This window comes from Flavobacterium sp. (assembly GCF_040402895.1).
Taxonomy (GTDB): Bacteria; Bacteroidota; Bacteroidia; order Flavobacteriales; family Flavobacteriaceae; genus Flavobacterium.
In genome coordinates this window covers 258,338-283,838 of sequence record NZ_JBBALR010000001.1, presented here as the reverse complement: position 1 = coordinate 283,838, position 25,501 = coordinate 258,338, and the positions used below count along the sequence as shown (strand labels likewise).

23 protein-coding genes and 1 pseudogene are annotated in these 25,501 nt (G+C 31.2%); 16 read left to right on the top strand and 8 right to left on the bottom strand.

Translation table 11 applies throughout. From position 1 onward, the window contains the following. Positions 1–25 precede the first annotated feature (25 nt). The 9 genes and pseudogenes from dut to ABWP60_RS01370 all read left to right on the top strand — a co-directional run. Complete coding sequence (gene dut, locus ABWP60_RS01410; RefSeq protein ID WP_353147442.1) at positions 26–460, top strand: dUTP diphosphatase; 435 nt, start codon at positions 26–28, stop codon at positions 458–460. 97 nt (positions 461–557) lie between these two features. After that, a complete protein-coding gene (locus ABWP60_RS01405; protein ID WP_353147439.1) occupies positions 558–1,568 on the top strand; it encodes a sugar phosphate nucleotidyltransferase in 1,011 nt (336 codons plus the stop codon). Positions 1,569–1,599: 31 nt separating this feature from the next. Further along, entirely contained in the window at positions 1,600–2,913 is a 1,314-nt protein-coding gene (locus ABWP60_RS01400; protein ID WP_353147436.1) for a tetratricopeptide repeat protein, read from the top strand. A 1-nt stretch (position 2,914) separates the two neighbouring features. Beyond that, entirely contained in the window at positions 2,915–3,694 is a 780-nt protein-coding gene (gene lolB1 / locus ABWP60_RS01395) for a lipoprotein insertase outer membrane protein LolB1 (RefSeq protein ID WP_353147433.1), read from the top strand. Positions 3,695–3,715: 21 nt separating this feature from the next. Next, complete coding sequence (locus tag ABWP60_RS01390) at positions 3,716–4,981, top strand: murein hydrolase activator EnvC family protein (RefSeq protein ID WP_353147430.1); 1,266 nt, start codon at positions 3,716–3,718, stop codon at positions 4,979–4,981. Between the two features lie 422 nt (positions 4,982–5,403). Next, entirely contained in the window at positions 5,404–6,399 is a 996-nt protein-coding gene (gene dusB / locus ABWP60_RS01385; RefSeq protein ID WP_353147427.1) for a tRNA dihydrouridine synthase DusB, read from the top strand. 82 nt (positions 6,400–6,481) lie between these two features. Continuing rightward, complete coding sequence (locus ABWP60_RS01380) at positions 6,482–7,441, top strand: 2-hydroxyacid dehydrogenase (protein WP_353147424.1); 960 nt, start codon at positions 6,482–6,484, stop codon at positions 7,439–7,441. Between the two features lie 40 nt (positions 7,442–7,481). Then, entirely contained in the window at positions 7,482–7,868 is a 387-nt protein-coding gene (locus ABWP60_RS01375; RefSeq protein WP_353147421.1) for a DUF4234 domain-containing protein, read from the top strand. Positions 7,869–7,992: 124 nt separating this feature from the next. Then, positions 7,993–8,112 (top strand): annotated as a pseudogene (locus ABWP60_RS01370) (DUF2752 domain-containing protein); the annotation flags it as partial. A gap of 226 nt (positions 8,113–8,338) precedes the next feature. Here the strand turns inward: ABWP60_RS01370 and ABWP60_RS01365 are convergent. Then, positions 8,339–10,132: a GNAT family N-acyltransferase gene (locus ABWP60_RS01365; RefSeq protein ID WP_353147418.1), complete on the bottom strand. Its 1,794-nt coding sequence runs from the start codon at positions 10,130–10,132 to the stop codon at positions 8,339–8,341. Positions 10,133–10,388: 256 nt separating this feature from the next. Between ABWP60_RS01365 and ABWP60_RS01360 the strand changes: the two genes are divergently transcribed. From ABWP60_RS01360 to ABWP60_RS01340, 5 genes are all read left to right on the top strand, one after another. Continuing rightward, positions 10,389–11,150 (top strand): exodeoxyribonuclease III, encoded by a 762-nt coding sequence (locus tag ABWP60_RS01360; protein ID WP_353147415.1) that lies wholly within the window; start codon positions 10,389–10,391, stop codon positions 11,148–11,150. A 98-nt stretch (positions 11,151–11,248) separates the two neighbouring features. Then, a complete protein-coding gene (locus ABWP60_RS01355) occupies positions 11,249–12,214 on the top strand; it encodes an OmpA family protein (RefSeq protein ID WP_353147413.1) in 966 nt (321 codons plus the stop codon). A gap of 66 nt (positions 12,215–12,280) precedes the next feature. Then, positions 12,281–12,736, top strand: coding sequence for a DUF1569 domain-containing protein (locus tag ABWP60_RS01350; protein ID WP_353147410.1), 456 nt, complete (start codon positions 12,281–12,283; stop codon positions 12,734–12,736). A 75-nt stretch (positions 12,737–12,811) separates the two neighbouring features. Continuing rightward, entirely contained in the window at positions 12,812–13,849 is a 1,038-nt protein-coding gene (locus ABWP60_RS01345) for an aldo/keto reductase (protein ID WP_353147407.1), read from the top strand. A 67-nt stretch (positions 13,850–13,916) separates the two neighbouring features. Further along, positions 13,917–14,606: a hypothetical protein gene (locus ABWP60_RS01340; RefSeq protein WP_353147404.1), complete on the top strand. Its 690-nt coding sequence runs from the start codon at positions 13,917–13,919 to the stop codon at positions 14,604–14,606. 16 nt (positions 14,607–14,622) lie between these two features. Here ABWP60_RS01340 and ABWP60_RS01335 read toward each other — a convergent pair whose 3' ends face one another. From ABWP60_RS01335 to panC, 7 genes are all read right to left on the bottom strand, one after another. Next, on the bottom strand, positions 14,623–16,002 hold the full coding sequence (locus ABWP60_RS01335) for a PQQ-dependent sugar dehydrogenase (RefSeq protein WP_353147401.1): 1,380 nt from the start codon (positions 16,000–16,002) through the stop codon (positions 14,623–14,625). Between the two features lie 80 nt (positions 16,003–16,082). Continuing rightward, on the bottom strand, positions 16,083–17,906 hold the full coding sequence (locus ABWP60_RS01330) for a DUF4139 domain-containing protein (protein ID WP_353147398.1): 1,824 nt from the start codon (positions 17,904–17,906) through the stop codon (positions 16,083–16,085). Between the two features lie 37 nt (positions 17,907–17,943). Beyond that, positions 17,944–19,305 carry a DNA repair protein RadA gene (gene radA / locus ABWP60_RS01325; protein ID WP_353147395.1) on the bottom strand — a complete coding sequence of 454 codons (1,362 nt, stop codon included), beginning with the start codon at positions 19,303–19,305 and terminating at the stop codon, positions 17,944–17,946. Between the two features lie 20 nt (positions 19,306–19,325). Further along, a complete protein-coding gene (locus ABWP60_RS01320) occupies positions 19,326–20,552 on the bottom strand; it encodes an alpha/beta hydrolase (RefSeq protein ID WP_353147392.1) in 1,227 nt (408 codons plus the stop codon). Between the two features lie 34 nt (positions 20,553–20,586). Beyond that, positions 20,587–21,507 (bottom strand): lysylphosphatidylglycerol synthase transmembrane domain-containing protein, encoded by a 921-nt coding sequence (locus ABWP60_RS01315; RefSeq protein ID WP_353147799.1) that lies wholly within the window; start codon positions 21,505–21,507, stop codon positions 20,587–20,589. Positions 21,508–21,551: 44 nt separating this feature from the next. Continuing rightward, on the bottom strand, positions 21,552–21,902 hold the full coding sequence (gene panD / locus ABWP60_RS01310) for an aspartate 1-decarboxylase (RefSeq protein ID WP_091310472.1): 351 nt from the start codon (positions 21,900–21,902) through the stop codon (positions 21,552–21,554). Positions 21,903–21,938: 36 nt separating this feature from the next. Next, complete coding sequence (panC, locus tag ABWP60_RS01305; protein ID WP_353147389.1) at positions 21,939–22,787, bottom strand: pantoate--beta-alanine ligase; 849 nt, start codon at positions 22,785–22,787, stop codon at positions 21,939–21,941. 96 nt (positions 22,788–22,883) lie between these two features. Between panC and ABWP60_RS01300 the strand changes: the two genes are divergently transcribed. Both ABWP60_RS01300 and bamH read left to right on the top strand, forming a co-directional pair. Continuing rightward, positions 22,884–23,687, top strand: a complete 804-nt coding sequence (locus tag ABWP60_RS01300; protein ID WP_353147386.1) for a glycogen/starch synthase — start codon at positions 22,884–22,886, stop codon at positions 23,685–23,687. Between the two features lie 8 nt (positions 23,688–23,695). Then, positions 23,696–25,501: a BamH family beta-barrel-assembly machinery protein gene (bamH, locus tag ABWP60_RS01295; protein WP_353147383.1), complete on the top strand. Its 1,806-nt coding sequence runs from the start codon at positions 23,696–23,698 to the stop codon at positions 25,499–25,501.

Here is a 25,501-nt window from a genome sequence, read left to right as displayed (position 1 = left end):
TTTGCGCACTTAAAAAAACAAAACAATGCAAATAAAAATTATTAATAAATCACAACATCCATTACCTAACTACGAAACGAATGCTTCTGCAGGAATGGATTTACGTGCGAATTTAACAGAATCAATAATCTTAAAACCATTAGAAAGAACGTTAGTTAAAACGGGTCTTTTTATAGAATTACCAATTGGTTATGAAGCGCAAGTTCGACCAAGAAGTGGTTTGGCTTTTAAAAAAGGGATTACGGTTTTAAATTCACCTGGAACAGTGGATGCCGATTATCGGGGCGAAATTGGGGTTATTTTAGTAAATTTATCCAATGAAGATTTTATAATTGAAAACGGAGAACGCATCGCACAACTCATCATCGCCAAACACGAACGCGCCGAATGGCAAGAAACAATAGAATTAACAGAAACGTCTCGCGGAGAAGGCGGTTTTGGAAGTACAGGAGTGAAATAAGTGCTCAGTAAAATAAACTTTGCATCTTAATTAAGTAAACAAAACATTGCGAACTTTGCGAAAAAACTTCGCGACTTTGCGGTAAAATATATATAAAATGAAAATAATAGTACCAATGGCTGGTCGTGGTTCACGTCTTCGCCCACACACATTAACCATTCCTAAACCATTAATTCCAATTGCAGGAAAACCAATTGTACATCGTTTAGTAGAAGATATTGCAAAAGTAATTAATCAACCAATTAATGAAGTAGCGTTTATTATTCACGAAAGTTTTGGCGCAACAGTAGAAAAAGATCTACTTGCAATTGCTACAAAAATTGGAGCAAAAGGAACCATTTATTACCAAAATGAAGCTTTAGGAACAGGTCACGCCATCATGTGTGCAAAGAATTCTTTATCCGGACCAGCAGTTATTGCTTATGCAGATACGTTAATTCGTGCCGATTTTGAATTAGATGCCACTGCCGATAGCGTAATTTGGGTAAAACAAGTGGATCAACCAGAAGCATTTGGTGTAATTAACTTAAATGAAGCTAACGAAATTGTGGAGTTAGTAGAAAAACCTAAGGAATTTGTATCTGATTTAGCCGTTATCGGAATTTATTATTTCAAAGATGTTGCGGTTTTAAAGAACGAATTGCAAGCGGTTTTAGATAATAACATTATTCACGGTGGTGAATACCAAATTAATGATGGTATCAAACAAATGATGGCAAAAGGTATGAAATTCGTACCAGGAAAAGTGGATGAATGGATGGATTGCGGAAATAAAGATGTTACCGTGGACACCAATAATAGAATGTTAGGTTTTTTACATCAAGATGGAGAAGATTTAGTGGCTGCTGATGTGCGTTTAGATAATTCACAAATCATTCCTCCCTGTTTTATTGGTGAAGGAGTGCAAATTATTGATTCGGTTATCGGACCAAATGTTTCAATTGGAAAAGGATCACATATTCAAAATAGTAAAATCAAAAACAGTTTAATTCAAACACACACGCATATTAAAAACGCAAAATTAGATAACGCCATGCTTGGAAATCATGTAAATTATAATGGCGATTTCACTAGCGTTAGTTTAGGCGATTATTCCACAATGGAATAATTTTTGATATTCTTTTATTTTACAACTTCATATGAAAAAAATAATAGCATTTCTTTTTCTTTTTCAAATTTCTTTCGGACAAATAAATCCAGAAGAAGTTGCAACTGCGGAAAATGAATTTGAAACTAATTTTTTTGATGCTTTAAAAGAAAAAGCTATTGAAAATCATGACAAAGCTATTATTGCCTTACAAAAATGTTTGCTAAAAGAACCTTCAAACCCAGAAATTCATTATCAGTTAGGGGTAAATTATTTAGCTCAAAAAAAGTATATAGAAGCAGAAAATGAGTTTCAAAAAGCGGTAGATTTAGCACCCAAACAACGTTGGTATTGGAATGGTTTGTATGATGTACATTATCAAACAAAAGCGTATGAAAAAGCAATAGTCATTGTTGAAAAATTAGTCACTTTTGATGCCAATATGAAAGAAGACCTGGCGTCGTTATACATGAATACCCAACAATTTGAAAAGGCCAGAATTGTAATTAATGAAATCGAAAGCAAAGGAACGTTGACCAAAGCTATGGAATCCTATCAAATGCAAATTCAAAGCATGCAAAAAGGCACAAAACTAAATGTAAACGATTTAGTTGAAGCCATAAAAAACAATCCTAAAGTAGAACAGAATTATATTGATTTAATTTATCTGTATTCATCAAATAACCAAGAAAATAAAGCATTTGAAACGGCTTTGTTGTTAGAAAAAGAATTGCCTAATTCGGATTTAGTTCATGTGAGTTTGGTTAAATTTCACATCAATGTAAATGATATTCCTAAAGCTACAGCATCCTATAAAAGAGTGGTAAAAAGCAGTAAAATTGATTTAAAAATTAAACAACGCGTTTTAAACGAATATTTAATTTTTGCTACAAAAAATCCGCAATTACTAACCGAAATTGATAACACACTGACGTTCTTTGACAACACAGTTGGAATGGATGTTCATAAAGAATTAGGAAAGTTTTTTTACAATAAAAATAATTTTGATTTGGCTCAAAAATACATGGAACAATCTAAAGAAAATGACATTGAAGCTATTGATTTACTTCTAAATATTTACGATTTCAATAAGGAATTTGAAAAAATGGCAAAAAAATCAGAAGCATATATTGATTTATTTCCAACTAAAGCCAATTTATATTATTACGCCGGAAAAGGAAACAACAACTTAAAAAACTACAATAAAGCAAAAGATTTTTTAGAAATGGGAATTGATTATGTTATTGATGATCCAAATTTAGAAGCTGGCTTTTGCAAACAATTTATAATTTGTGCCGATGGATTATCGGATACAAAAATGAAACAAACCTATCAAAAAAGATTAGATGTAATTTCAAAAAAATAATATGAAAAATTTTTTCGCATTCCTGATAATAGCACTTGTTTTTGTTTCGTGTAAAACGAAAAAAACAGTCATAGAACAACCCGTTGCTAAAGAAGTAGTTGTAGATAATATGGCTAAAGATATTATTGAAAAACATTATGAAAATAAAGTAGATTTTCAAACGGTTTCTATTCGTTCTGCTGCGGATTATGAAGATCAAAAACAAACTATTTCCATTGGTGCAGATATCCGAATTAAGAAAGATGAAGTGATTTGGATCAATCTAAAATTTTTCGGTATTCCAATGGCAAAAGCATTAATTACGCCTTCTCGAGTAAGTTATTATGAAAAAACAAATAACACCTATTTTGATGGCAATTATTCTATATTAACTAAAATGATTGGAACCGATTTAGATTTTCAAAAAGTACAAAATTTGTTACTAGGACGACCAATTGATGATTTAACCAAAGAAGTTTTTATAGCAGAAATAGTAGCTAATTTGTTCCAATTAAAATCTAAAAAACATGCAGATATTGAAAAATTATTTCGTTTTGAAACCGCTAATTATTTATTAAAAGAGCAATTTATCAATCAAATTTCAAAAAACAGAAACGTTTTGGTTACTTATCCTTCTTTTACAAATCAAGACAATATATTTTTACCAACTGGCGTTTCTATTATTGCCAACCAACAAAATCAAGTAAAAATTAATGTAGCATATAAAAAAATTACGTTTAATGAATCCTTATCGTTTCCATATTCTATTCCAGAAGGTTATTCTCAAATAAAAATAGATTAATTTTGTAAAAAAATTTCAAGCATGAACAAATTTCTTTTAGCCCTATTCGTACTATTTTTCTCCTTTTCAGCAACAGCACAAATTGATGAGAAAGAAAAATTAGAACAAAGAAAAGAACAATTACAAAGAGAATTGTCTGAAGCCAAAACCAAACTTCAGAACGAAAAGAAAAAAGAAAAATCCGTTTTGAAAGAAATTGCGGGACAAGATGCCCAAATTAAAATTTCAGAAAAAATAATTTCTACAATTGCTAAACAAGCGCGAATTTTAGATGACAATATTTATTTAACACAATTAGAAATAAATAAGTTAAATAAAGACTTAAAAATAATGAAAGAAGATTATGCTAAAATGATTGTGAAATCATATAAAAGCCGATCGGAACAAAGCCGATTTATGTTTGTATTGTCTTCTACTAGTTTTTTACAAGCTTACAAGCGAGTACAATATATGAAACAATATGCAGGTTACAGAAAACGTCAAGCAGAAGAAATTAAAGTTAAACAAGCCAGATTAGGAGTAGCTGTTGGCGAACTGCAAACCAACAAAAAAGAAAAAGAAGTAGTTATTGTAGAAAAAACTAAAATCAAAGCCGAACACGAAAAACTAAAACAAGAAAAAGTAGCAACGGCAAAACGTATACAAAAAGACAAGAAAAAAATAGCAGCCGATATCGCTAAAATGGATAAAGAAAGAAAATCCATCGATAAAAAAATCAAGAAAATGATTAACGATGCGATTGCTGCAGAAAACAAGAAAAATGCGGCTAAGAAAAAAGCCGCAGCAACGGCTTCTGGGAATACAGCGCCTGTGAAAACAGCACCGGTTTCTTCTACAAAAATTGAATTAACGCCTGAGGGAAAATTATCGTCAGACAGTTTTAAAGCCAATAAAGGGCAATTGCCTTGGCCAACAGAAAAAGGATATATTTCCACTGGATACGGAGATCAGCCACATCCAGATTATAGCAATATTGTGATTCATAATAGTGGAATCGACATCACTACAGATTCTGGTTCTTCGGCGCGTGCTGTTTTTGCTGGCGAAGTTTCTGGCGTGCAAGTGTCTCAAACCACAAATACCTATACGGTATTGGTCCGTCACGGAGATTTCTTTACCGCGTATAGTAATTTAAGTAGCGTTTCGGTTTCTGTAGGGAACAAAGTTTCGGCAAAACAAACGTTGGGTAAAATTAAAACAAATGCCAAAGGGAATTCGGTATTAAAATTTGTAATCAATCAAAACACAACCGTTCTAAATCCAAAAAGTTGGTTAAAACCTAAATAATTTTTAGGAGCAAAACCCTTATTTCCAAAAGACGCTCGGTCCCGCTATCCGCTATATTTTTTCTTTTGTTGCCTGATGCACTTGAAGGCAAAAAAAGAAAAAGATGCCGCTCCAATTGGGGCTAAAACACTAAAACTGTTTTCAAAAAACTTTCAGCGAAAATCCGTTTAATCTATGTATTCATTAAAATGTCTATGTGTTTTTTTTACCACGGATTACACAGATTCACACGAATTTTTTTAACGCAATCTATTGTGAACTATTTTGAGCGAAGCGTCTCATCGCATATGTGCCTATGTGTTTAATTTTTTGCCACGGATTAAACAGATTTACAAGGATTTTTATTAAAATTTGCGCAAACCCATTCAATCCGTAAAATCTGTGTTCCCATCAAATCCATAAACTTTACTTATCTTTGCACCATGCCAAAAATAGGAAACATTATTTTACCCGATTATCCCTTGCTTCTTGCGCCAATGGAGGATGTAAGTGATCCGCCATTTCGCCGTTTGTGCAAAATGCACGGAGCAGATTTAATGTACTCTGAATTTATTTCTTCAGAAGGTTTAATTCGTGATGCAATGAAAAGCAGAATGAAATTAGATATTTTCGATTACGAACGTCCAGTTGGAATACAAATTTTTGGTGGTGACGAGGAAGCAATGGCACTTTCTGCAAAAATTGTAGAAACCGTTCAACCAGATTTATTAGATATTAATTTTGGTTGCCCGGTTAAAAAAGTGGTATGTAAAGGCGCTGGTGCTGGAGTATTAAAAGACATCGACTTAATGGTGCGATTAACCAAAGCGGTAATCAAATCCACACATTTACCGGTTACTGTAAAAACCCGTTTGGGTTGGGACGAAAGTTCAATTAATATTGATGAAGTAGCCGAACGTTTGCAAGATATTGGCGTACAGGCTTTAACCGTTCACGCCAGAACCCGAGCACAAATGTATAAAGGACATTCCGATTGGACACATATAGAGCGCATCAAAAACAATCCACGAATTTCAATGCCTATCTTCGGAAATGGCGATATAGATTCACCAGAAAAAGCGCTAGAATATAAAAATAAATTTGGTTTAGACGGCATGATGATTGGTCGTGCAGCTATTGGTTACCCTTGGATTTTTAACGAAATCAAACACTTTTTCAAAACGGGCGAAAAAGTAGCCCCACCAACTGTAGCAGATAGAGTAGAAGCCGCTCAAAACCACTTAATTTGGTCCATGGAATGGAAAGGCGAACGTGTGGGAATTGTAGAAATGCGTCGTCATTATACCAATTATTTCAAAGGTATTCAAGATTTTAAACCATACAAACAACGTTTAGTTACTACAGACGGGCATAACGAATTATTTGATATTTTTAATCAAATAAAAGAAGTGTATGCGAATTACGACCAATTGGTTTAATTTAAAATTTCGCAGCGTAACATAAAACTATTTTGCGAATCTCTCCGTAAATCCTTAACTTTCCATTTTCAAAATTGATGCTATGCAAACTATTTCTACGATTAAAATTCTTCATCTTGACACCAATCATCCGTTGCTTTGGGAGCAATTAGAAAAGGAAGGTTTCATTAATGAAGCAGATTATACTTCCACTAAAGAAGAAGTAGAAAGTAAAATAGAAAACTATCATGGCATTGTTATCAGAAGCCGATTTATAATTGATAAAACCTTTATTGATAAAGCAAAAAACTTACAATTTATTGCACGAGTAGGGGCAGGTTTAGAAAGTATTGATTGTGAATATGCCGAAAGTAAGAACATAAAACTAATTGCCGCTCCGGAAGGAAATGCTGCAGCTGTTGGTGAACATACTTTAGGGATGCTTTTGTCACTATTCAATAAATTAAATTCTGCCGATAAGGAAGTGAAATCCGGACAATGGAATCGTGAAAGCAATCGTGGAACAGAATTAGACGGAAAAACAGTTGGGATAATTGGTTATGGAAATATGGGAAAATCAGTCGCAAAAAAATTGAGAGGTTTTGATGTAGAAGTTTTGTGTTATGATATTTTACCAAATGTTGGCGATTCAAATGCGAAACAAGTTGACTTGCAAGAATTACAACAAAAAGCAGATGTGCTAAGTTTACACATTCCGTGGACAAAAGAAACAGATAAAATGGTAAATACTACGTTTATCAATCAATTCTCAAAACCATTTTGGTTTATCAATACAGCAAGAGGAAAAAGTGTTGTCACTACTGATTTAGTTTCTGCGTTACAATCCGGTAAAATTTTAGGAGCAGGTTTAGACGTTTTAGAATACGAGAAACTATCTTTTGAAACTTTATTTGAAGGTGAAAAACCTGAAGCGTTTGAATATTTGTTAAATGCTACTAATGTATTATTAACACCACATATTGCCGGTTGGACAATTGAAAGTAATGAAAAACTTGCCCAAGTTATTGTAGCTAAAATTTTGCGGGTATATGTAACAAATTAAAAAAACAAGCTTCTAATAAGAAAACTAAAATTATTAAATTATGAACGAAGTTACAAATCAAGAGGAGTGGAATAACTCTAAACCAAATATCCCAGTATTTAAAGTAGATCCAGTAATGGTATTAATTTTCGGAATTTTAACTTGCGGATTGTATTTAATATATTGGAATATTAAAGCAGCTGAAGTAATGAATGCAGCAGTAGGCAAAGAAGTCATTTCTTCGCCAGTTGCAATTTTAGCTGGATGTTGTTTTCCGATTAATTTATATTACTATTGGATTGCGGGTAAAGAAGCATTGCCAAAAATATATGAATTAACAGATCAACCACAAAAAGACGAGTCAGCACTTTTATTAGTTTTGGGGTTTTTCTTCCCAATTGTTTCAGCTATGATTATTCAAGGTGATATAAATAAATTATACAATTAAACCTTTTATTAAAAATAGAATATTAGGAATAATTGGTGTACTAGTTACACTAATTGTTCCTTTTTTTATACAACAAAATAATTCTGGAAATTTAGATAGTGAACAATCTCTTTGTCCGTTTAAATTGTTAACAGGTTTTCCGTGTCCAGGATGTGGAATTACAAAATCTATTATATATTTTTACGAAGGGGATATATACAGAAGTTTATTTCATCATCTATTTGGACCTATATTTGTGTTTTTTTGTCTATTAGTTTTAATTAAACTTGTTGCAGAATTAATTTATCAAAAACCATTTTTTGATAAATTATTTTACAGTATGAAGTTAGCTTATTTTATGGGAGCATTATTAGGAACCTATCACTTAATTAGATTGTTTTTTTACATCAAAGACAATAATTTAGATTCAGTTTTGAAACAATCTATTTGGCGTTAAGCTAAAAAAATTTTACACTATTTTTATTAGAATTTTAGCCTTTATGTTTTCTTTCTAATTCGGCTTGAAATTCTTCCATAACCGGTTTAACGGTACTTTCTGGAATATCTGAAATTTTAATATACATCAACCCATCAATCGCGTTGTTGAACATCGGGTCTACATTAAAGGCTACAACTTTAGCGTTTTGTTTGATGTATTTTTTAATTAAAACAGGCAATCGTAACGATCCGGGTTCAATTTCATCAATAATTTTATCAAATTTATTTAAGTCGGCTTCAGTTTCATTAAATACGAAATCTTTATCTGCGTCTTTTAATTTTACTTTAAACTCTTTTTTCGGTTTAATATATTGCGCTACGTAGGGATCATAATAATTGGATTTCATAAATTCAATCATTAACGATTTCGAAAATTCTGAAAACTGATTACTAATACTCACACCCCCAATTAAAAATTTATGTTCAGGATAATGTAAAGTGGTATGTACAATTCCTTTCCAAAGTAAAAACAAGGGCATCGGTTTTTGTTGGTATTGCGAAATAATGAAAGCCCTTCCCATTTCAATAGAATGGCGCATCATGTCATTTAATTCGGGTTCAAATTTAAAAAGTTCGTTTAAATAGAAGCCTTCTAAACCATATTTAGGAAATATTTTCGAGCCAAATCCCATTCGGTACGCTCCTGCTATCATTTGAGCATCTTCATCCCATAAAAACATATGATGATAATACTGATCAAATTTGTCTAAATCAATTGCTTCATTGGTGCCTTCACCGACTTCTCTAAAAGTAATTTCTCGTAAACGACCAATTTCGTGTAAAATATTTGGAATTTTTTCGGCAGTTACTAAAAATACTTTATAGTTTTTACTTTGCAATAATTGATAATCCCCTTCTTTTAAGAAATTAATTTCTTCAATAATTTGTTCGTGATTGGCAGGTTTTACAATTTGTTTCGCTGCTTTCGGACTTGTAAATTTAGGAAACGTCAACTTAAAGTTTTCTTCTTCAAACGAATTAGAAAGCATATAAGTTTTCTTTCTTAAAAAATTTCCTAATTCTGGAATACTTTCGTATTCATTTAATTCATTTACTGAAATAGGTTTCCCTATTCGTACTTTAATTATTCGATGTTTTTGAGTTAATAATTCGCTAGGCAATTTTGCAGTACGTAACGTGTCGTTTAATTTAGATAATCGATAAAATAGTTTGCTATTTTGTGCATGAAAATAAATTGGGACAACAGGAACTTTTGCTTTTTTAATAATTTTTAAGGCACCTTCTTCCCAAGGTTTATCTACAATTAATTTGCCATCTTTATAGGTGGAAACTTCTCCTGCAGGAAAAATTCCTAAAGGTTTTCCGTCGCTTAAATGTCGTAATGTTTCTTTTATTCCAATTACACTAGATTTTGCGTCTTTATGGTTTTCGAACGGATTAACTGGCATAATATAGGGTTTCATCGGTTCAATCCTGTGCAATAAAAAATTGGCTATTATTTTGAAATTAGGTTCGCGCTCAAGCATTAATTTCAATAACAAAATACCGTCAATTCCACCTAAGGGATGGTTGGATATGGTAATATAGGCGCCGTCTTTTGGCAAACGTTTTAAATCTTCTTCAGGGATTTCAAATTTAATTTGAAACTCATCTAAAATAGCATTTAAAAACTCTAAATCACTTAAATGCTTATTCCGATTGTATATTTTATTAAGTGTAGAAATTTTAAGAACTTTCATGAGTAACCACCCTGAAAAAGTTCCTAAAAAACCATACTTATCCGTTTTTATCGCTTTCGCTACTTCTTTTGCAGTAACTAATCCCATTTATTTGTGTTTTGACAGAAAAACAAAGATAACAATTCTATTCAATTTGCGTATAACTTGCTATAACAATTGCCAACAATTTAATAATTGGCTTTTTTTGCTAAAATTTTTATAAATTACTTATTTAATGATACATTTTATTGAAAACTTTTTCTATTTTTGAGAATTAGATTTTTTAACACAACATACACCACGAAAAGGTTTAGAAGTAGGTTAAAAATAAAAATTTCTTGCAGTTTTAATACTAATATAGTTAATGAAGATTATCTCCTATAATGTAAACGGAATTAGAGCAGCCATAACCAAAGGGTTTATTGACTGGCTTCAAAGTGCTAACCCAGATGTAATTTGTTTACAAGAAATAAAAGCTACTGAAGATCAAATTCCTACAGATGAAATAACAACTGCTGGTTATCCGTATCAATATTATTTTTCTGCACAAAAAAAAGGATATAGTGGTGTGGCGATTTTATGTAAAACCGAACCTAAAAATATTGTTTTTGGAACCGGCATAGAAAGTATGGATTTTGAAGGAAGAAATGTCCGTGTAGATTTTGAAAACCTTTCAGTAATGAGCATGTATTTGCCTTCTGGAACCAATACAGACAGACTTGGATATAAGTTTCAATACATGGACGAAATTCAAAACTATATTATAAACTTAAGAAAAGAAATCCCGCATTTAGTGGTTTGTGGCGATTATAATATTTGTCATGAAGCTATTGATATTCATAATCCGAAAGGAAACGAAAAAATATCTGGATTTTTGCCTGAGGAACGGGCTTGGTTAGATGGCTTTATGAAAACAGGAATGATTGATACATTTCGACTTCTAAACAAAGAACCCCATAATTACAGCTGGTGGAGTTATAGAGCAAACGCAAGAAACAACAACAAAGGATGGCGAATAGACTATTGTTTAGCTGCCGAACCTCTAAAAGATAAAATAAAAAGAGCCCTAATTTTACCAGAAGCCAAACATTCCGATCATTGTCCGGTTTTGGTGGAAATAGGGTAGTCGAAATACCATACAGAAGAAGCAGAAACAAATTAGAAAATAAATCGTCTAAAATCAATAATAATAACCGATTCGAAAAGAATCAAATATATAATAAAATGATAAGAAAAATCGCATTAAGCCTAGTGATAGTATGCATGAGTTCATCATGTGTTTCCAAAAAAATCTACCAAGATTTAGAAAACAAGTTTGCCGATTTAAAGAAAGAACGCAATGCGTTAGCAGATGAAAATGAAGGGTTAAAAACTAATAATTCTACTTTGCAAACCGATGTAAACAAATATAAATCGGAAGCAGAAAAATTAAAAGCAGAACGCGATAAATTAGCTGCTGATTATGCTGCAACTAAGAAAAGTTTGGATAATTTAAAAGCGTCATACGACGCTTTAGAGAAAGACAGCAATGAAGCTTTAGATGCGAATATCAAAAAAAATCGTGAACTATTGGCAGAATTAGAAGCCAAGCAAAAAGCAATGGCTGCTGAGCAAGATAAATTAAACAAGTTAAAAGCGGATTTATTAAAATCATCAACTCGTTTAGCAGAATTAGAAAAAATTATGGCTGACAAAGAAGCAGCAATGAAAAAATTAAAAGAGACTTTATCTAAGTCGCTTAAAGCGTTTGAAGGAAAAGGCTTAACGGTAACTGAAAGAGATGGAAAAGTGTATGTTTCTATGGAAAATAAATTACTTTTTGAATCAGGAAGTTGGACTGTTGGAACAGAAGGTAAAAAAGCAGTTGATTTAGTAGGAAAAGTGTTAGGTGATAATCCGGACATTTCAGTGCTTATTGAAGGACACACAGATAATGACAAAATTGTAGGTTCTATTGGTGGTGGCGTAGAAAATAACTGGGATTTATCTACCAAACGTGCCACCGCAATTGTAACTATTTTATCGGCTAATGCCAAAGTAAAAAAAGAAAATTTAACGGCTGCAGGTCGAGGTGAATTCGCTCCTTTATTGTCAAACGAAACCGCAGAAGGAAAAGCAAAAAACCGTAGAATTGAATTTATTTTAACACCAAAATTAGACGAATTGTCTAAGTTGTTAAACGAAATGTAAGACTAATTTTTTAAATTCTTAAATTGCCTAAATAATCTTTTAGGCAATTTTTTTTAAAGCATAAGTATGAACCCACTTCACCACTTACTTCTACAATTAGAAAATCATATTCCTAATTTAGAAAAAACGAATCCGAATGTGTCAATAAGTACTGTTGGCTGGCAAATAGATCATTGTTTGTTAGTGATAAATGGTATTATTAGTCAATTAGAAATTTCAAATCCAACAGCGTTTCAACCAAAATGGAACTTTCCTAAGTTTATGGTTTTTACAACAGGCAAAATCCCAAGAGGAAAAGCAAAAGCGCCTAAAGTGGTCATGCCAATTCAAGTTGCAACTCAAAACGAATTAAAAGCCAAACTAGAAGTCGCTAAAAATAATGTTTTAAAACTGGATTCTTTTTCTGAAAATCAGTTTTTCAATCATCCTTTTTTTAAGGATTTAAATGTAAAACAAACCAAAAGATTCTTAATGATTCATACCAAGCATCATCTAAAAATAATAGAAGATATCTTGAAATAAATAAAATCTATATTACTTTAACGTTTCACTTTATTAAACTTCGTAACTTCGTCTGGCAATAAAAAGTACCAATTAATGAAATTCACTACCCTTCCAAATACCAATTTAAAAGTCAGCAAAGCTTGTTTAGGTACGATGACATTCGGAAATCAAAACACCGAAGCGGAAGCCCGTTTCCAATTAGATTATGCTACAGAACGTGGTATTAATTTTATTGATACAGCAGAGATGTATCCTATTGGTGGCAACGAACATATTTTTGGAAGTACCGAACGTTTTATTGGAACTTGGTTAGCCAAAAACAAACACAAAAGAGACGATTTAGTAATAGCCACTAAAATTGCAGGACCAAATAGAGGTATGGATTATATCCGAAAACCACTGGACTTCTCTAAGAAAAGTCTTACGGAAGCGGTGGAGTTAAGTTTAAAAAACTTACAAACCGACTATATTGATTTGTATCAAACGCATTGGCCAGAGCGAATTATGAATATGTTTCAAAAAAGAGGTGTAGAAAAATTGGATACGCATTGGCAAGATAATATTTTTGACGTTTTAACCGTTTTTGATGGTTTAATTAAAGAGGGAAAAATAAAGCATATTGGTATTTCTAACGAAAATCCGTGGGGTGTGATGAAATTTTTAATGGAAAGCGAAAAACATCATTTACCAAGAATTGCCACGATTCAAAATCCATTTTCTTTGTTAAATAGATTGTATGAAGTAGGTTTGTCGGAAATAGGTATGCGTGAAAATGTTGGTTTGTTGGCGTACTCACCGTTAGGTTTTGGATTTCTATCTGGAAAATATTTAAATGGCACTCCAGAAAATTCACGAATGAAATTGTTTCCAAATTTTGTTCGTTATACCAATGAAAATTGTTTTAAAGCCACAAAATTATACCAAGATTTAGCAAATAGTTTGGGTTTAACCCTAACCGAAATGGCGATTGCGTTTGTAAACCATCAAGAATTTGTGTCATCTACAATAATTGGAGCTACATCAATCGATCAACTTGAAGAAAATATTAATGCATTTGAGGTACAATTAACCGATGTAGTTTTTGAAGAAATCAATAAAATACAGGAATTAATTCCAAACCCGGCGCCTTAAAAGTAATAATTGAATATTTATTTATAAAATAAAATATTAGATTTGCTAAAATTTAAAATAATCATATATGAAGCTTAGTTTATTGTTTGTCGTATTTATGTCATTTTTTGGTTTCGCCCAAGTTCAATCTCTTGGAAGAGAAACCAGTCAATTTGCCTCTTGGGATTTAACAAGAGAAATTAAGCCAACTGTTAAAATAAAAGAAGTTAGTGGTTCCCCTTATATTGTTGAAGAATTCTTTGACGGACAAATTCGACTATCTGATTCTGTTTCAACTGTACTACCTGTTAGATATAATGTTGTTTTAGATGAATTAGAATTTAAAAAAAATGATAAAGTATTTGCGTTAGTACCTAAAGAAAATACAACAATAAAAATTTTAAGTAGTAACAAAGTATATGCATATTTAAACTATAATTCTGAAAATACAGAAAAAAAAGGTTTTTTAGAATTAGAAACATCAAATAAAAACATAAATCTTTACACAAAAGAAGTAATTGTTTATGTGCCATATGCTGACGCATCTAACGCTTATTCTGAACCTATTCCAGCTCATTTTAAAAAAGGTGATAAATTGTATTTTATCGGATTATTAGATAAATCCATAGTTGAAATGCCGAAAAAAAACAAAGATTTATTAAAATTATTTCCAAAAAATGAAAAGGAAATAACAGCCTTTTTAAAAACAAACAAAACTTCCCTTAATGACATAAAAGAGTTACTGCTTTTAGTAAATTATTTAGATACTTTAAATTAGAATTTAAAAAATTGTATCATTCAATAATAAGTTTTGTTCTATAATTAAATCCAAAGATAGTTTCAACAGAAACTAAATAGATTCCTTTTGACAAGGAATTTGTGGCTATAGTATTTTCGATATTTTTATTTAATTTATTAGAAATAAGTAATTTTCCAGCTACGTCAAAAATATCAATTTTGGATCCTAAATTTACTTCATTACTTTTTAAAACGATATATTCTTTTGCCGGATTTGGATAAATTGAAAAACCATTTAACTCAAAATCAGAATTATTTAAAGAAGTATCAATTATTTTATAAACAGTCCCGGAAGTAATACCTGCAATATACAATTCGCCATTTATATCTTCACCAAACGTTGTGAAATTATTTCCTGAAAAAGACGTTGAAGTAGTAATCACTCCTGCGCTGTTTAACATTTTTATTTTATCATTACAATAATCTGTGAAAAAATATTTATTTTGAAAATTCGGATAAGTGGCTCCAGTATAAACATAACCACCCGTTACAGAACAAGTTCCATCACTATACAATGCATATTGATGTACAGGAAAAGTAATTGAAGTGGCTGCAACACAACCAGACGTATTATATGTCGCATTTCCTTCATAACATCTCCAACCAAAATTTAGTCCGGTATTCGGTAATGGACTTTGTGTTTTGTTTATTTCTTCAAATGCATTTTGACCAACATCGGCTATCCATAAATCGCCGTTTAGTCTATTAAACGAAAATTTCCATGGGTTTCTTAATCCAATTGCCCATATTTCATCATTACCTGTATTTCCAACATAAGGATTTGTGGCTGGGCTAGTATAATATGGCGCAACATTCGAATTGACATCAATACGCAACATTTTTCCTAAATTATCATTTATGTTTTGTGCTCTGTTTCCAGGGTCACCACTACCACCGCCATCACCCATTCCTATATATAAATAGCCATCAGGACCAAATTTTATAGTTCCTCCATTATGATTTGAAAAAGGTTGCGTGATCGTCATTAATATTGTTCCAGTGCTGTTGGCAATATCTGGATTTCCAGAACTTACATAATATCTTGCAATAACAGTGTTACCAGATGTGTTGGTATAATTTACAAAGAAAAAACCATTTGTAGAATAGTTAGGATGAAATGCTAATCCTAATAAGCCTCGTTCACCATTTGAGGAAATAATACTAGATAGATTTAAAAATGGAGTTGTATTAATTGTACCATTAGAATTTAATATTCTTATAAGTCCGCCTTTCTGAACCACAAATAATCGAGAATCACCAGCGTTTGTAATTTCAACTGGACTATTAAAACCAGTTGCAAATGATTGTAAGGCAATGTTTTGTGCCTTCCCAAAAAGCGACAACAAAAATGAAATATAAAGAAGAATTTTTTTCATAATGAGTGATTATAAGTATTCAAAATTAAGAAATTAATTATAATATTTTTTATGCCAATAAATTTTTTTGTTGATATTGATTATAAATTTCCAATTATTTTATCTTTTGGATATTTCACTTTGTAACTGATTCTATGTTTCTTAGTTTCATTTGGTTTCAGTTTAATTTCCCAAGTTAATATTCCAGTTTCTTCATTTGCTTTTGCGCCATCTTTATCTAAAAGTTCTACAGTTATTTCTTTATCTGTACTTAAAGGATATTGGTCTTTTAACAACATATTAATTTCTTCTTTTTTGTTATTTCTAACTATAATATCATAAGTAAAGGTTTGTTCTTTGTATGAAGACAAGAATTTAGTTCCCGATTTGTCAGTTATTCTTTCTCGTTTAATTGAGATTTTTTTATCTCTACCCATACTTAAATTTAAAGTGTCTTGCGTTTGGTTCGGATTGATCATAGTTTTTCCTACATACATCCCTTCAAAAACAATATTTGCCTCGCCAGGTAATAAGTTATATTTTGCATAATCGTTCAATTCAGCCATTAAAAACGCTTCTTTTTCTACTTTTGGTGCCGCATAATATTTATAAGTGGCTGGAATTTTAATATCTTTTAAGGATACGCTATGCGCTTTTCCATTAGATAAAATATCATAAGGAATATCAATATCGAATGACACATTTAATTCTTGTTCTTCAATTGTGGTATAATCATTCATATTTTTTGTTGTTATCATAACTACACCGTTGGCACCTTTATTTCCATAAATAGAAGTTGCTGCAGCATCTTTTAAAACATTAACACTTTTTATGTTATTTTGGTCAAGGTTTTTAAAATCTTGATTACTTGAAGGAATGCCATTAATTATGATTAAAGGGTCTGTATCTCCATTAATTGAAGAAGCACCTCTGATATACCCATCAAATTTAGCCGATCCCGGAGTTCCGGTTGATGATATTATTGTTAAACCTGGAGCCATTCCTTGTAAAGACGCTAGTACTGATGCATTAGGCCTATCTTCAAATTCTTTTTCTTTCCCATAACTTAAAAACCAAGCTTGCAATAATGGCGCAATATTGTTTTGATTTGGGTTGCCACTTGAAAGGGTAAGTTTTATTTTTTTCCAATCAATTCCTGTAGTCTGAGTTACTTTTGCTTTGTATGCAAGATCAATTGCAGCATTGATGTTTTCTGTTCTTAAATCGTAAAAAGGTTGCCAAGAAGCCGAATTGGTAATATAAGAAATATCTAAATTTACATTACCTGCAACTTCATTCATTACTTGTAAAATCAGTTTTCCTTCAGATATTTTTTCTTCTTTTTGGGTATTAATTTCTAATTTGTTATTTAAGTCCTCAAGTATTTTTTTCCATTTTGTTTCTTTTTCTACAAGCAATACAACAGCATTGTCAAGTTCTATTCTTTTTGATTTATAATACTCAACAAGTTTCATTAGTTCTGCAACATTTAAACCAGAGTTTGCACCACGAATTTCTTTATTTTTATCTAATATTTCGATGGTTTGTTGATGTGAATTTTTATCAATTTGTATTTTTTTAAGTTCCTTTTGAACATATAAAATGCTGTCTTGAACTTTTTTAATCAACGGATTACTTTCGTCAAGTTCGTATTCAGAAATATAATTATCTGAAAACTGAACAGACAAAACAGTTACACTTTTCGGTGCGCCAATTTGTACGGTGTTTTCATTTAAGTAATCCGCTACATTTTTTATAACGATTTCACTTGTTCCTACAGGTAAATTTACCGTAGTACTCTGTGTTATTTCAGCACCAGAAAAATAAACAGTAACTGCTTTTGTTTTAGCTGAAGTAAAAATTGGTTTTTGTGCCATTGCAATTGCAGAAACCAATAAGCAAACTGTTAAGATACATTTTTTCATATATTTTAATTTTAGAATGAGGGTTTATTTTTTAATTTTAACCGAACAGTTGTTCCACTAAATCTTCAATTTTACTAACCAATCTTACATCAATTTTAAAATCTTTTGGATTTATTTTATTGTGTTTGGATACGAAAATAGTCGAAAAACCTAATTTTTCAGCTTCTTGTATGCGTTGTTCCACTTTATTTACGGGACGAATTTCCCCTGTTAAACCTGCTTCACCAGCAAAACAAAAATCTTTATCAATAGTAATGTCTTCATTGGAAGATAAAATAGCAGCTACTACAGCTAAATCAATTGCCGGATCGTCCACATTGATACCACCTGTAATATTTAAAAACACGTCTTTAGCTCCCAAACGAAAACCTGCTCGTTTTTCTAATACAGCTAAAATCATGTTTAATCGTTTCAGATTATAGCCTGTTGTGCTACGTTGAGGTGTACCATAAACAGCTGTGGAAACTAATGCCTGAATTTCTATCATTAACGGACGCATACCTTCTATTGTAGTTGCAATTGCTGTACCAGATAGATAATTATCTTTATTAGAAATTAATATTTCCGATGGATTACTAACTTCGCGTAAGCCGTTTCCTAACATTTCGTAAATGCCCAATTCGGCAGTAGAACCAAATCGATTTTTTAAAGCTCTTAAAATTCTATACACGTGATTTCGATCCCCTTCAAATTGCAAAACAGTGTCTACCATATGCTCCAAAATTTTCGGACCAGCAATTGCACCATCTTTTGTGATGTGTCCAATTAAGATTACTGGAACATTCGTTTCTTTTGCAAATTTTATCAATTCGGCGGTACATTCTCTAATTTGAGAAATACTACCTGCAGAAGATTCAATATATTCGGTATGTAAGGTTTGAATTGAATCGATAATTACAACTTGCGGTTCAATTTCTTCTATTTGACGAAAGATATTTTGTGTTTTGGTTTCGGTTAAAATAAAACAATTATCCGTTTGACCCGTAATTCTTTCGGCACGCATTTTTATTTGTTTCTGACTCTCTTCTCCTGAAACATATAAGGTTTTATAGGGTAATTTTAACGAAATTTGAAGCAAAAGGGTGCTTTTTCCAATTCCGGGTTCGCCACCCAAAAGTGTTAAGGAACCAGGCACTAATCCGCCACCCAACACGCGGTTTAATTCGCCGTCAGTAGTATTCATTCGCACTTCTTCCGAAGTTGAAATTTCATTGATTTTTAAAGGCTTCGCTACTTTTTTTGATTCAGAAGTAGTGCTTCGCCAGGCTTGTTTTTCTTCTTTTTGAATAATTTCTTCTACAATTGTATTCCACTGCTTGCAAGAAGTACATTGTCCAAGCCATTTAGAATAATTGGTGCCACAACTTTGGCAAAAGAAGGAAGTTTTTAATTTAGCCATTTGAACTGTATTTTTCGAAATTATTCGTCTTTTTTTTGAGCTTCTGTAGGTGTTTCAGTTGGCGTTTCCACAGGCGCAGATTCTTCAATTTCTTGTTTAGGTTCTTCTTTTCTTGATTTTAAAGCTTCTGCACGATCTAAAATATAATTTTTAGTTAAATCCCCAATTTCTGATTTGGTATAAGCGCTTTGATATTCTTTAGCGGCTCTTTTATAATCCCCAATTTTCTCAAAATATAAACCTCTATGATAGGTTCCTAACATAGTTTTCGGAAATTGTTTGTCGGCATAGGCACCTAATATTTCAAAATCTGAATAGGCTTTATTTTTAATTATTGCTGCTTCTATGGCTTTAAAATCTGAATATCTTGGTTGTACTTTTAACCCGATTTTTTTCTCAATATTATCGTATTTATCAATTAAATATTGAGCATAACCACTTTCTAATTTTACTATTTTTTCGTTGAATTCTAATTTTGAAATGGGTTGATAGCCATTGAAAATAAAGTAAAATGCACTTGGAATAGCTTCTGCTACTAATGAATAATGTGAGGTATTTTGAAAAACGTCATATCGATAGTTAAGATTCGTATTTTTAATATCTTTTGCCACATCATCAAGTTTTTTTGTGTTTACTTGAATTTCCTCTAAATCGGCTTTTGATGTAGCTTGATAATAAAACACCGGTTTTTGTATTTTAGACAATCTTTCTGCAATACGAACTTCCATTTCTGGAGCCATTTCTGGCGAAATTGAAATGTATGCATTAAAAATTGGATCGTCTTTATACAAATAAAAATTTAAAAATCCTGCTGTGGTATCGTGCCCTGCAATCATTCTAAAAGGAAGTGTTCGGTATTTTTGTTGAATGTGTGTTAATAATTCAAATCCTATAAATTCAAAAAATTTAGCACCTGATTCTGCAGGTAAGCCATCTTCTCCATAATTGCTATCGTTAAAACGAGTTTCTCCATAATTCTGATTTACCGCAACAATAATAATTTCAGGCAAATCGTCCCAATAGTTTCCGTATTTTAAAATTCCTGAAAAAGGATCGGCTAAATATTCGCCATCTAATAAAACTAAAATGGGATATTTTTTTTCTGGACTTTTTTCGTATGAAGCTGGTAAAATAACTGAAAAATTTCGTTCTTCGTTTAGTTTTTTAGATTGTATTTTGTCTTCCACTTTTTGTGAAAACAAGGCAACAGAAACCATTAAAAATAGTAGGGTAAATTTAATTTTCATGAGTAATTGGTTTAATAATGTAGCAATATACTACTTATTTTTTATTTAAGATAGGTAATAAGATATAAGATAAAATACCTAATACAATAGTTAAAAGTGTTTGAGAGGTCCAAACTAAATAGCCAAATGCGGTTCCTATTTCTTTAGGGATACCGTATAAGAAAAAGACAGAAGCAATTGCGTACGGATATGCACCTAAACCACCAGGAGAAAAACCAATAGCAAATGTACCGAAAATAAATCCCATAATTACAACATCAAAACCAATGGTTGCTGTTTCAGGCAATGCAAATATGGTAATATAAAACATCGCTATATAGGAAAACCATATTAAAAAAGAGTGAAAAATATACGCCCACTTCTTTTCCATTTTATAAATACTTAATATGCCTTCTGATAATCCCGAAAATTTGTTTTTGAGTTTTAAAACAATATTTAATTTAGAAAATTTCCAAATTAATATAAATACAATAAAAAGCAGAAATCCTGTTATGGCAACATAAATTATTTTATTAAAATTAAAATGGTTATCTAATAAAAATTGATATATTTTATCAAATTGCAAGACAAACCCTATGCAGAGTAAAAATAAGAAAATCAAGGAATCCACAACTCTTTCAGCTACTATAGTTCCGAATCCTTTGTCGAAGGGAATGTTTTCATATTTTTTTAAAACAATAGCTCTTGTGATTTCTCCACTTCTAGGGATGGTAAGATTTACTAAATAGGAAACACTTACGGTAAAAAAATCATTTCTAAATTTGGTGGTATATCCAAGATGATTTAATGCAAATTTCCAACGATAAGCTCTCGACCAATAGCCAATTATAGAAATAACTAAAGATAAAAAAATATAAAAATAATCTGCTTTTAAAAACGTCCATTTTGTTTTTTCTATTTGTTCTTGAGACATGGTGTCGTATTGATAATACATTATCCCTAAACCAATAAACAAAGGTAAAATTATACTGATTATTTTTTTAAAATTTGCTTTCAAAACTAGGTTAAAGAATTATCTTTTTCATTAGGAAAAACAAGACAAGGTTTAAATGTTTTTGCTTCTTCAAAGTCAATAATTCCGTATGCAATAATGATAATAATATCACCACGATGTACTTTTCTTGCAGCAGGTCCGTTTAAAGTAATTTCGCCTGTGTTTCTTGGTCCTTTAATGGCATAAGTTTCTAAACGTTCCCCATTATTTATATTCACAATGGCTACTTTTTCACCTTCTACAATATTTGCTGCTTCAAGTAAAGCTTCGTCAATTGTAATACTTCCAATATAATTTAAATCGGCTCCAGTAACAGAAACTCTGTGTATCTTAGATTTTACTACTTGTATTTGCATGTGGCAAAGTTAATTAATTCAAGTAAATTTTATAATTTATTTTAACGAAATATTATCAATTAATCGAATATTTTCAATAAAAACAGCAACAAACCCTCTGTAATTTTTATTTTTTATTTTTCTTGTACAAGCTAAAAGCGTCTCTTCTTCGGCAATTTCAAAATATTCTAAAGTAAAATTTTTGTGTTTTTTAAATTCGCGTACAACAAATTTTGTGACTTCTTGAGCTGATTTCAGCATAAATTTTTCTTTGGCTTGTAATAGAATTTTGTGGATTAGATTCGACTCATATCTCGCCTTTTCAGAAAGGCGTTCGTTTCGGCTGCTCATGGCTAAACCGTTAGTTTCTCTATAAATTTCACAAGGAATTACTTTGACTGGAATTTTATATTTTGTAACCAATTTTCTTACAATTTGTAATTGCTGAAAATCTTTTTCGCCAAAATAAGCATTTGTGGGTTTTACAATTTCAAATAATTTTTTAACAATTGTTCCCACTCCATCAAAATGACCAGGTCGATGTTTGCCTTCCATTTGAGATTCTAATCCATCGAAATCAAAAGAAGCGGAAGTGGTATCTCCATCATAAATATCAGTTACACTTGGTGCGTAAATGAGTATGTTTTCGTTTAATTTTTTAACAAGAGCTACATCTTTTTCTAATGTTCTAGGATATTTTTTTAAATCATCCACATTATTAAACTGTGTAGGATTTACAAAAATACTTAATACTGTAATTTCATTTTCTGATAAAGCTTTTCCCAATAATGAAAGATGGCCTTGATGTAAAGCACCCATTGTAGGCACAAAGCCAATTTTTTTAGATTGATTTTGAGCTTTGTTTATTTCAATTTGAAGCGTTTTTTGTGTTTGAAAAACAGGCATAATTTAATTTTATAAAGTGCAAACTTACTATTTTAGTAGATAAGTCCATAAATTTTTATAATTTTGCATATTAAACAAAAATATAACATTTATTATATGAATGACAAGAGGATATTATATGTATCATCTGAAGTAGTGCCATATTTAGCCGAAAACGAAGTATCACTACATTCTTATGAGTTGCCGAAAATGATAAATGAAGTAGGAGGGCAGATAAGAATTTTTATGCCAAGATACGGAAATATCAACGAACGTAGACATCAATTACATGAGGTAATTCGACTTTCTGGGATGAATTTGGTAGTGAATGATATGGATATGCCTTTAATTATTAAAGTTGCTTCAATACCAAAAGAAAGAATTCAGGTTTATTTTATTGATAACGATGAATATTTTAAGAGAAAAGCTACTTTTTCAGATGAAGAAGGCGTGTTGTATTCCGATAATGATGAAAGAGCTATTTTCTTTGCAAAAGGAGTAGTTGAAACTGTAAAAAAATTAAATTGGGTTCCTGATATTATTCATGTTCATGGCTGGATGGCTTCTTTGTTGCCCGTATATTTAAAACATTATTACAAAGATGAAGGTATTTTTGAAGACACAAAAGTTATCACGTCTATTTATGCTGCAGATTTTGAAGGAACGCTTGATGCAGAATTGATTACTAAATTAGCATTCGACAATTTACCACAAGAGGCTATTTCTAAATACAAAGAGCCAGTTTTTACTAATTTAATGAAAGCAACAATTGATCATTCTGATGCTATTATTATAGCTTCAGAAAACGTGTCTGCAGATTTAACAAAATATATAGAAACTTCAAAAAAACCTTTTTTACCTTTCACCCCGAAAGAATCGTTAAAAGAAGCATATTTAGAGTTTTTAAAAAATAAACTATAATAACAATAATGAAAAAACATATAACCGTTTTATTTTTAGTTTTTACAATGGTATTTATTTCTTGTGATCAAGATTTTAATACAATTGGATCAGATTTAGTAGGTGATGAACATTTTGATTTCAGTTCGCGTGAAGTACAATTGAAAGCCTATTCTGTAAAAACAAATGAAGTGCAAACTAATAATTTGCCAATTAATCCATTAGGTATTTACAATAACCCATATTTTGGAGTAACCAAAGCAAATTTTGTGTCGCAACTTTCTTTAGTGACAGCTCAGCCTAAATTTGGTACTAATGTGCAAGTAGAAAATGTAACACTGTATGTGCCTTATTTCAGTACCGTTGAAACCAATAATACGGATGGTTCAAAAGTATATGCTTTGCAGTCAATATATGGAGCAAACAAAGAAAGTAAAATGAAATTAAGTGTATACGAAAACGGATATTATTTGAATTCATTTAATCCAAACGATAATTTTCAAACACAACAACGCTATTTTTCGGATGGTTCAACTAACGGAACTTTAATTAATTTTGAGAATCTAAAAAGAGGAAATGATGGTAATGGAAATTCTGTACAAAACGGAACGCGCTTAAATGATAGTCCAAATGCAGCAGAAAACGATCAGTTCTTTTTTAATAAATCAGAAATTATAGTTTATAAAACAAAATTTAATACCACAACCGGAATTTTGGAATATGTTGATGCAAATGATGTAGTATTAGCCAATCAAAATGATGTTTCTTTAAGAGTGGTTAAAGAACGTTTAGCGCCGGGAATTTATCTAACTTTAAATAAAACTTTCTTTAAGAATAGAATTCTTGAAGCAGGAAGTGCAAATTTATTCAATAACAATGAATTTAAACAATATTTTAAAGGGTTGTATTTTAAAATAGAACAACTTCCAGGAGAAGAAGGTGCCATGGCCATGTTAAATTTTTCCAATGCAAAGGTAAATGTAAATTATAGCTCGATCGATGAAGGTGCAGCTGCAGGAACTGTAGCAACTTCTAAAACACTAGTGCTAAATTTAGGTACAAATTCAGGGTCAAATTCTGTTTCATTACAAGATTATTCTTACTCAGGAGCGTATAACTCCGGATTAAACGCATCCGCTACCAACCCAACTTTTGGTTCCGATTCTAAATTATTTTTAAAAGGAGGAAAAGGTTCTGTAGTGTATCTGGATGTTTTTGGATCTGCGGATATATTAAAACCGGTTAATGGGCAATTGGTCGCTGGAGCGAATCAAATTCCTGATGAATTGGATCAATTACGTTTAAAAGGTTGGTTAATTAATGAAGCCTATTTAGAGCTTTACATTGATAAAACTGCTATGGCAGGCGCCAATCAATTAGAAGCAGAAAGATTATATTTATTTGATGCTACGAATCAAAAAGCATTAGTAGATTATACATTTGATGCAACTACAAATTCAAACACAAAATACAATAAATTAATATTTGGCGGAATCATTGAACGAGACAATACCGCTGACAAGAAAGGAATTAAATATAAAATTAGAATCACACAACATATTAATAATTTAATTAACAGTACAGATGCTAATTTGAATAAAAACGTAAGATTAGGCCTTACTGTTACAGAAAATATTAATTACAGTAATAGTTATTACTACAAAAATCCACTAAGTTTGAATAACCCTATAATGGGTACAAATGATGTTGTCGAATATTTTCCTGTAGCCTCAATTATGGAGCAACAAGGCGTCGTGCTTCATGGTACAAATCCAAGTACTGAAGACGCATCTAAAAAATTAAAGTTAGTAATACATTATACAAAACCAAATTAA